5 protein-coding genes are annotated in these 7243 nt (G+C 64.0%); all 5 read right to left on the reverse strand.

What is annotated here, in order from left to right; translation table 11 throughout:
* Window positions 1-10: 10 nt before the first annotated feature.
* On the reverse strand, window positions 11-403 hold the full coding sequence (gene gcvH, locus ACUY3D_RS11350; RefSeq protein ID WP_070562740.1) for a glycine cleavage system protein GcvH: 393 nt from the start codon (window positions 401-403) through the stop codon (window positions 11-13).
* Between the two features lie 42 nt (window positions 404-445).
* Window positions 446-1558, reverse strand: coding sequence for a glycine cleavage system aminomethyltransferase GcvT (gene gcvT / locus ACUY3D_RS11355; RefSeq protein WP_070519776.1), 1113 nt, complete (start codon window positions 1556-1558; stop codon window positions 446-448).
* A gap of 3 nt (window positions 1559-1561) precedes the next feature.
* Window positions 1562-4429 carry an aminomethyl-transferring glycine dehydrogenase gene (gene gcvP, locus ACUY3D_RS11360; protein WP_448241131.1) on the reverse strand — a complete coding sequence of 956 codons (2868 nt, stop codon included), beginning with the start codon at window positions 4427-4429 and terminating at the stop codon, window positions 1562-1564.
* A 73-nt stretch (window positions 4430-4502) separates the two neighbouring features.
* A complete protein-coding gene (locus ACUY3D_RS11365; protein ID WP_448241132.1) occupies window positions 4503-5657 on the reverse strand; it encodes an MFS transporter in 1155 nt (384 codons plus the stop codon).
* Between the two features lie 255 nt (window positions 5658-5912).
* A partial coding sequence (gene sucB / locus ACUY3D_RS11370; protein WP_448241133.1) for a 2-oxoglutarate dehydrogenase, E2 component, dihydrolipoamide succinyltransferase occupies window positions 5913-7243 on the reverse strand: 1331 nt, incomplete at its 5' end.

The following is a 7243-nucleotide window of genomic DNA, read 5'->3' on the forward strand; positions in this document are numbered from 1 at the left end:
AGACGCAGATTTAGGCCACGCCGTTGGCGGAGGCGTACTCCTCAGCGGTCATCAGCTCGCCAGCTTCGGTGACCTCGACCTCGAAGAGCCAGCCCTCACCGAAGGGGTCGTTGTTGATGACGGCGTAGTCATCGTGCACACCCTCGTTGACGGCGGTCACGGTACCGGTGACCGGGGAGTAGAGGTCAGACACGGACTTGGTGGACTCCACCTCGCCACAGGTCTCGCCGTGCTCGACGGTATCGCCCACGGCCGGCAGCTCGGCGAAGACGACCTCACCCAAGCGGTCGGTGGCTACGGAGGTGATGCCGACGCGGACGGTGGAACCGACAACGGAATCAGCAGCTGCGTTAATCCACTCGTGGTCCTCGGAGTAGGAAAAATCGGAAGGAAGATTAGCCATGAGAAGGGATGTCCTTTCGGTAGATGGATTCAGTAGTGGAGTTTACTTCTCGCGCTTGTAGAAGGGCAGCGCGGACACTTCGAAGGGGTAGCGCTTGCCGCGGATGTCGATCTCCACGGCGTCGCCGGCCTCCAAGCCTGCGGCGGTATCGATGAGCGCGAGCGCGACAGGGTGGCCCAGAGTGGGGGAGGGCTGGCCGGAGGTCACCGTGCCCACCTTGTTCTCACCAACGAAGACCTCCGCTCCGGCGCGGGCGGCGCGGCGCTGCGAGGAAACCAGGCCGGTAATAACGGCCTGCGGGCCTTCTTCGGCGCGCTGGCGCAGCACCTTTGCGCCCACGAAGTCCTGCTCCTTCTTGGCAAAGGCGCGGGACATGCCGGCCTCCACCGGGGTAATGTCCCGGGTGAGCTCGTTGCCGTAGAGCGGCATGCCAGCCTCCAAGCGCAGGGAGTCGCGCGCGGCTAGGCCGCAGGGCTTGATGCCGTACTCCTCGCCGGCCTTGAGCAGCTCCTCCCACAGTTCTGGGGCATCGGAGTTATAGACGATGAGCTCGAAGCCGTCCTCGCCGGTGTAGCCGGTACGGCAGATGAAAGCGTACTTGCGCGCCACCTTGCCGGTCATTGCGGCGTAGTAGGGTAGGTCCATCACTGCCTGCTGCTTGGTGTCCTCCACCAGCGGGACGAGGATCTCCAGCGCCTTCGGGCCCTGGACAGCAATCATGGCCACATCGCGGGACTCGTTCTTCAGGTCCACGTCGAAGCCCTCGGCGCGCTCGTTGAGCGCCTCCCACACGGTATCGGCGTTGCCAGCATTCGGCACGACGAGGAACTTGGTCTCCTCCAAGCGGTAGGTGATGAGGTCATCCATGATGCCGCCATCCTCGGCGCAAATCATGGAGTACTTTGCCTTGCCCACCTTGAGGGGAACCAGGTTGGAGATGAAGCAGTAGGACAGGAACTCGGCGGCGTCCGGGCCGTTGACCCAGATTTCACCCATGTGGGACAGGTCGAAGAGGCCGGCGGCTCCGCGCACCGCGCGGTGCTCCTCGAGCTCGTTGTCATACTTCAGCGGCATCTCCCACGGCCCGAAGGGCGTGAAAGTGGCACCGAGCTTCTCATGCTCAGCATGCAGCGGGGAGTGCAGGTAGTCAGTCATTGATTAAACCTCCTGGTTCTCGTCGGAGTAGTCAAAAGCCTCTGGCGGCGGGCAGGTGCACACCAGGTTGCGGTCACCATAAGCCTCGTCGATGCGGCGCACCGGCGGGAAGTACTTGTTGGCGCGCAGCGAAGTTACCGGGTAGGCGGCCTGCTGGCGGCTAAAGGCGAAATCCCACTCGTCGGCCGCGACGGACTCGGCGTTGAACGGGGCATGGTGGATGACGGAGTCCTCGTAGGCCACCTGGCCGTCGATAATCTCCTGGATTTCGGCGCGGATGGAGCGCATGGCCTCGATGAAGCGGTCCAGCTCACCCAGGTCCTCGGACTCGGTGGGCTCCACCATGAGGGTGCCGGCCACCGGGAAGGAGAGGGTCGGCGCGTGGAAGCCGTAGTCCACGAGGCGCTTGGCCACGTCAGCGGCGGTGACGCCGGAGGCGTCGGTCAGCTCGCGCAGGTCAAAGATGCACTCGTGAGCCACGAGGCCGGCATTGCCCGTGTAGAGCACAGGGAAGGAATCCTTCAGGCTCTGTGCCAGGTAGTTTGCGCCGAGGATGGCGTGGCTCGTGGCCTCCGTGAGTCCTTGGGCGCCAATCATGGCCAGGTAGGACCAGGAAATTGGCAGCACGCCGGCGGAACCGTAGCGCGATGCGGTGGACGGCACGCCGGTGGTCTCCGCAGTCGGTTGCGAGGGATCCAGCTTGGGGTCGTTGGCATCGGCCGGCAGGAAGGGCACCAAGTGCTTGGCGACGCCCACCGGGCCCACACCCGGGCCACCGCCGCCGTGCGGGATGGTGAAGGTCTTGTGCAGGTTCAGGTGGGACACATCGCCACCAAAAGCACCCGGACGGGCCCAACCGGCTAGCGCGTTCATGTTGGCGCCGTCGATGTAGACCTGGCCGCCGGCCGCGTGAACCTTGTCGCAGACCTCGCGCACCTCGGGGTCGAAGACGCCGTGGGTGGAGGGGTAGGTAATCATGATGCCGGCGATGTGCTCGCCATGCTGCTCAATCTTGGCGTCGAGGTCGGCGAGGTCAATCGAGCCATCGTCGGCGGTCTTGACCACGACGACGCGCAGGTTGGCCAAGGTGGCCGAGGCCGCATTGGTGCCGTGCGCGGAGGCCGGGATGAGGATGACATCGCGGCCGTGATCGCCGTTGGCCACGTGGTAGCGGCGAATGGCCAGAAGGCCGGCCAGCTCGCCCTGGGAGCCGGCGTTGGGCTGGATGGAGACCTGGGCGTAGCCGGTAATCTCGGCGAGCCAGGACTCGAGTTCGTCGATCAGCGCGCGCCAGCCCGCGGTGGTCTCCTCCGGGGCATACGGGTGGATGCCGGCGAATTCCGGCCAGGAGATGGGCTCCATCGCGGCTGTGGGGTTGAGCTTCATCGTGCACGAGCCCAGAGGGATCATCGTGCGGTCCAGGGCCAAGTCCTTATCCGCCAAGGTGCGCAGGTAGCGCAGCATCTGGGTCTCGGAGTGGATGGAGTTGAAGATCTCGTGCTGCAGCGGGGCCTCGGCGCGCTGGACGGAGGACGGAATCTCGAAGGAGCCAGACGCGGCTGGCTCGGAGTTAGCGGAGGACTCGGCGCCGAAGGCGGCGGCGAGGATGTTGACATCCTCGTTGGTGGCGGACTCACCGAAGGAGACCGAGACCTTGTCCGAGCCGATGGTGCGCACCAGGTAGCCCTGCTCCTGCAGCTGGGTCTTGATGGCCGCGGCATCCACGCCGGTCACGGTCACGGTGTCGAAGAAGTCGCGGGAGACAATGTCCTTGCCTGCGTCGGTGACGGCCGCAGCGAAAGCAGAAGCGCGGTCGTGGACGCGTTGCGCGATGACCTTGAGGCCCTCAGGCCCGTGGTACACCGCGTACATGGAGGCCACGTTGGCCAGAAGTGCTTGGGCGGTGCAGATGTTGGAGGTCGCGCGCTCGCGGCGGATGTGCTGCTCACGAGTCTGCAGTGCGAGGCGGTAGGCGGGGCGGCCGGCGGCGTCCTTCGACACGCCCACGATGCGGCCCGGCAGCTGGCGCTTGAGCTTGTCCGTGACGGACATGAACGCCGCGTGCGGGCCGCCGAAGAAGAGCGGCACGCCGAAGCGCTGCGAGGAACCGAGGACCACGTCCGCGCCCATCTCACCGGGGGCTTCCAAGAGAAGCAGCGACAGGGGGTCAGCCACGACGGCGGCAAGAGCGCCGCGGGTGTGGAGCTCTTCGATGGCGGCGCGGGGGTCGACGATATCGCCCTCGGTTCCGGTGTAAGCCAGAACGGCGCCGACGAGGTCTTCGCCGACGATGCCATCGCGGACATCAGCAATCTCGACCTCGAGCTCGATGGCTCGGGCGCGCTCGGCGGCCACGGCGAGAACCTGCGGGTGCAGGCGGGAATCGAGCAGCACGCGGCGGCCCTTCTTCACCGCGCGGGCCATGAGGCCGACAGCTTCGGCGGTGGCGGAGGCTTCGTCGAGAAGCGAGGCGTTCGCGATGGGAAGACCGGTCAGGGACTCAATCATGGTCTGGAAATTGAGCAAGGCTTCGAGGCGGCCCTGCGAAATCTCCGGCTGGTAGGGCGTGTATGCGGTGTACCAGCCGGCATCCTCCAGCAGCCCGCGGCGAATGACCGCCGGGGTGAGGGTATCGGAATAACCCTGGCCGTAAAAGGACTTCAGCACGACGTTCTGGGAGGCGTACTCGCGCAGCTTCGCCTGCGCGTCATCTTCGCTCAGAGCTTCCGGGAGGTTCAGCGCTTCGGTGGCGCGGATGGAGGTGGGCAGGGCGGCATCGACGAGTGCCTCCACGCTGTCATAGCCCACTGCCTTGAGCATCGTCTCACGCTCGGCCGCATCAGGCCCGAGGTGGCGAGAGATGAAATCCATGTGTTTTATCTCCTTTGTGGCGTTAGTTTGTGTGACCTAAACTGCCCCCAAGTATAAGGCGTAGGCCATGACATTAGCCCCGGTTACCCCTGACATGGAGGCGCAGCGCTACGGCGGTCGCTACCGCGACGGTGAGACCGATGACGAAGGCCGTGGAATAGCCAACGGCAGGGCCCAAAAGTGACAGGATGAAGGGGGCAAAGAAACCCAGATAAGTCAGTGAATAAAACACCCCCGTCGCTGCACCGAGCTCCTCTGCGTCGGCGATGGCTTGGGTCTCCGCGAGTCCGCTGAGCATGCCGATTCCATAGGAACTGCCCATGATGATAGCCGCGATAGGCAGGAGAAAAACTGCCCAACCATGCTGAGTCGCAGCGAGGACGGCGAGGCACAGTGCCATTCCTACTGCGGCCAGCGCCATGCTATGGAACGAGGTCACGCGGATGCGGCCAGCCAGTTGCTGGATAACCACGCCGCTGCCCATGGTGAGAAGCGCACACAGGCCGGCGACAAGAACTGGGTGGCGTAGGTGCTCGCTGAGCTGCGCGGGCAGGAACACAAAGGCGGTGGTGGCGGAGCCGAAGACCCATGGTGCATAGGCCACCACCGGTAAGTAGTGGGGAGTAATCAGGCTGGTCGGGACAAATGAACGGCGCCTCGAAGCTGACTGTGCAGATTGCTGTTCCGGCACCGTCCACACGAGTGGGACCACGATGAGTGCTAGGCCGATGTGCAAAAGATAAGGCACAACGGTGGGCCAGGGGAGGAACTCGGCGGCGATACCAGCCACGCCGGGTGCTGATGCGAAACCGGCCGACAGGGCTATGGAGGAACGCTTGGCTCCAACGCTCAGATGTGTGCTGAGCTCCTTGATCCAGGCCGCGCCGGAAGACATGGCGAGGCCCACGGCGGCACCCGCGCACAGGCGGCCGATTAACAAGGGGAGGAAGGCGCCGCCTGCGCCGCTAAGGAAAATGAGGGAACCGGCAGTGGTGGTGAGGACGGCTGGGCGCATGATGGCGCGGCGCCCTAGCGAATCCGAAAGCGGACCACCGATGAATAGAGCGACCATGATGCCGAGGGCGTAGATGCCAAAAAGGAAGGTTGTTTGCAGAACCCCGAGGGAGGTGGTGGTTTGGTAGACCACGACCATGGGAGCGAAGAGATTGGCGCCGCAGGCGACGAGAAACATACCGAGTGCGACGCGAAACCACTTTTGCGAAACCATGCGACTCAGTCTAGTGTGCTGGGTCACAGTTGTCGGGTCTTGGTGGCAAGACGGTTAAAGAAAACGTGCCTAACTGACAAAGTTGGCGCCGATCTCTGAGGATCTGAAGGAAACTTCGTCAGTTTTGGAGGGGTAGCGGTTCCTCTGAGCGATGTCACCGAGCTGTGTTTGTGGGATGGAGGAAAGCAGGGCGAAAACGACGAAGCTCCCCCGCCGCAGTGGCGGGGGAGCAAGCCTAGGGCTTAGCTCTAAGGCTTAGAGGTCAAGGTCAGCTTCGAAGTCCGCGGTTTCGAGGCGGTCCTTGATGGTCGTGATGAAGCGACCAGCGTCGGCACCGTCGACCACCTGGTGGTCATAGGTGAACGGCAGGTAGCACATCTGGCGGATAGCGATGGCGTCCTGGCCGTCCTCGGTCACGACAACCGCACGCTTGGTAATAGCGGCGGTACCCAGGATGCCGGCCTGCGGCGGAACCAGAATCGGGGTATCCAGCAGGGCGCCCTCGGAGCCGATGTTGGTCACGGTGAAGGTTGCGCCGGTCAGATCGTTCGGCTTGAGCTTGTTGTTGCGTGCCTTGTCAGCCAGCTCGGCGATCTTCTGAGCGATCTCCGGAAGCGTCAGCTCCTGAGCCTTGTGGATGACCGGGGTGAGCAGGCCCTTCGGGGTATCTACGGCGATGGCCACGTTGACGTCAGCGTGGTAGGTCATCTCCTTGGTCTCCGGGTTGTAGGACGCGTTGACGTTCGGGTGGGACACCAGCGCCTCAACGGTTGCCTTCACGATGAACGGCAGGAAGGAGAGGTTGGCCTCGTACTTGTCAATGAACGCCTGCTTGGACTGCTTGCGCATATCCCAGATGGCGGTCATATCGACTTCCTGGACGTGGGTCAGCTGAGCGGAGATCTGGAGGGCCTCAACCATCTTGGACGCCGTGATCTCGCGGATACGGTTGACCTTCTGGGTGGTGCCGATGAGCTCCTGCTTCTCCGGATCCACGGACTTGGTGGACCAGCGAGCACGCGGGCTGCTGGAAGCTGCCTTAGCGGAGGAAGCCGGTGCCTCACCCTCGCCAGCAGCGGCCAGCACGTCCTGCTTGCGGATGCGGCCGCCAACACCGGTGCCAGAGACGGTGGAGAGATCCACGCCGTGCTTCTCAGCCAGCTTGCGTACCAGCGGAGTGACGTACGGGACGTTGTCACCGTTATTGACCTTCGTAGAGGTCTCGGAAGCCTTCGGCTCAGCGGACGCGGCCGGCTTCTCGTCCTTCTTCTCAGCCTTGGCCTCGGACTTCTCCTCGGCCTTCTTGTCGGCCTTTTCCTCTGCCTTCGGCTCTTCCTTCTTCTCGGCCTTTTCTTCCTTGGCCGGGGCGGCGGAGCCGTCGCCGATGCGGGCGATGACGGCGCCGACGTCGACGGTGTCGTCTTCCTCGGCGAGGATTTCAACGAGGGTGCCGGCGACTGGGGACGGGATTTCGGTGTCGACCTTGTCGGTGGAGACCTCGAGGAGTGGTTCGTCGACCTCGACGGTGTCGCCGACGGACTTCAGCCACTGGGTGATGGTGCCCTCGGTGACGGACTCACCGAGTT

This window comes from Corynebacterium guaraldiae (assembly GCF_053480195.1).